1 tRNA gene and 2 rRNA genes (1 of these 3 cut by a window edge) are annotated in these 2,500 nt (G+C 53.2%); all 3 read left to right on the top strand.

What is annotated here, in order from left to right:
* Window positions 1-1,985 (top strand): 23S ribosomal RNA (locus ACN2XU_RS24020); it begins 847 nt to the left of the window's first position.
* Window positions 1,986-2,124: 139 nt separating this feature from the next.
* A 5S ribosomal RNA gene (gene rrf, locus ACN2XU_RS24015) occupies window positions 2,125-2,239 on the top strand.
* A gap of 184 nt (window positions 2,240-2,423) precedes the next feature.
* A tRNA-Met gene (locus ACN2XU_RS24010) sits at window positions 2,424-2,500 on the top strand.

The following is a 2,500-nucleotide window of genomic DNA, read 5'->3' as shown; positions in this document are numbered from 1 at the left end:
CTATTTAGGTAGAGCGTCATCCGAATACCCCGGGGGGTAGAGCACTGGATGGGTAATGGGGCCCCACAGGCTTACTGATCCTAACCAAACTCCGAATACCCGGGAGTACTAGATGGCAGACACACTGCGGATGCTAACGTCCGTAGTGGAGAGGGAAACAACCCTGACCTACAGCTAAGGCCCCCAATTCATGGCTAAGTGGGAAAGCAGGTGGGACGACCAAAACAACCAGGAGGTTGGCTTAGAAGCAGCCATCCTTTAAAGATAGCGTAACAGCTCACTGGTCTAAACAAGTTGTCCTGCGGCGAAGATGTAACGGGGCTCAAGCCATGAGCCGAAGCTTAGGATGCACATAGTGCATGGTAGCAGAGCGTAGTGTGACATAGTCTCATGTCTCCTTAGCGGGCTTGCCCGCATTGGAGACGCGAGGCTTTCTGTGAAGCCGGCGCGTGAGCGATCCGGTGGAGAGATCACTAGCGAGAATGATGACATGAGTAGCGACAAAGAGTGTGAGAGACACTCTCGCCGAAAGTCCAAGGGTTCCTGCTTAAAGCTAATCTGAGCAGGGTAAGCCGACCCCTAAGGCGAGGCCGAAAGGCGTAGTCGATGGGAACCAGGTTAATATTCCTGGGCCAGATGGAAGTGACGGATCTCAGAGGTAGTTCATCCTTATCGGATTGAATGGGCTGCTGAGGGGTCCCTGGAAATAGCTCCATCATGAGATCGTACCCTAAACCGACACAGGTGGACTGGTAGAGAATACCAAGGCGCTTGAGAGAACGATGTTGAAGGAACTCGGCAAAATACCTCCGTAAGTTCGCGAGAAGGAGGCCCGGTTCCTAGGCAACTAGGGGCTGGGGGCACAAACCAGGGGGTGGCGACTGTTTACTAAAAACACAGGGCTCTGCGAAGTCGCAAGACGACGTATAGGGTCTGACGCCTGCCCGGTGCCTGAAGGTTAAAAGGAGGGGTGCAAGCTCTGAATTGAAGCCCAGGTAAACGGCGGCCGTAACTATAACGGTCCTAAGGTAGCGAAATTCCTTGTCGGGTAAGTTCCGACCTGCACGAATGGCGTAACGACTTCCCCGCTGTCTCCAACATCGACTCAGCGAAATTGAATTGCCTGTCAAGATGCAGGCTTCCCGCGGTTAGACGGAAAGACCCCGTGCACCTTCACTACAGCTTCGCACTGGCATCAGGCACAACATGTGCAGGATAGGTGGTAGACTTTGAAGCCGGAACGCCAGTTCCGGTGGAGTCATCCTTGAGATACCACCCTTGTTCTGCTTGATGTCTAACCGCGGTCCGTTATCCGGATCCGGGACCCTGCGTGGCGGGTAGTTTGACTGGGGCGGTCGCCTCCTAAAGCGTAACGGAGGCGCGCGAAGGTTGGCTCAGAGCGGTCGGAAATCGCTCGTTGAGTGCAATGGCATAAGCCAGCCTGACTGCGAGACTGACAAGTCGAGCAGAGACGAAAGTCGGCCATAGTGATCCGGTGGTCCCAAGTGGGAGGGCCATCGCTCAACGGATAAAAGGTACGCCGGGGATAACAGGCTGATACTGCCCAAGAGTCCATATCGACGGCAGTGTTTGGCACCTCGATGTCGGCTCATCTCATCCTGGGGCTGGAGCAGGTCCCAAGGGTATGGCTGTTCGCCATTTAAAGAGGTACGTGAGCTGGGTTTAGAACGTCGTGAGACAGTTCGGTCCCTATCTGCCGTGGGTGTAGGATACTTGAGAGGAGTTGCCCCTAGTACGAGAGGACCGGGGTGAACGATCCACTGGTGGACCTGTTGTTGCGCCAGCAGCAGTGCAGGGTAGCTATGATCGGACAGGATAACCGCTGAAGGCATCTAAGCGGGAAGCCCCCCTCAAAACAAGGTATCCCTGAGGACCGTGGAAGACCACCACGTCGATAGGCCGGAGATGTAAGCATGGTAACATGTTCAGTTGACCGGTACTAATGGTCCGATAGGCTTGATTTGGTCCAGTAACAGCAAGGCAAAAACCTCTGTAACGGATAGTCAAAAGCATACACACAAACAGTATACAAAAACTTGGACAAATGCCCGATAAACGGGGTTGATTGACCACACTCAATAGAGTGTCGTGGTTTTTTCTTGGTTTGGTGGTCATAGCGTGAGCAAAACACCCGGCTCCATTCCGAACCCGGCCGTTAAGTGCCACCGCGCCAATGGTACTGCGTCTTAAGACGTGGGAGAGTAGGTCACCGCCAAACCTAGTAAAAACCACAAAATTATCTCTCTTCGATGAAAGTCCTGATCTTTAAAAAAATATCAGGAAAATAAACAAAAATGTCGCGGGATCGAGCAGCCCGCGTTTGTTACAAACTCTCCTCGAGAGTTGGCTTAACACAAACGCCTCGTCAGGCTCATAACCTGACAAGGAACTGCCAAAAATGTCGCGGGATGGAGCAGCCCGGTAGCTCGTCAGGCTCATAACCTGAAGGTCGTAGGTTCAAATCCTACTCCCGCAACCA

The sequence above is a fragment of the Pacificoceanicola niger genome, assembly GCF_048553275.1.
Classification (GTDB): Bacteria; Pseudomonadota; Alphaproteobacteria; order Rhodobacterales; family Rhodobacteraceae; genus Pacificoceanicola.
This window is presented reverse-complemented; position numbering and strand designations above follow the sequence as displayed.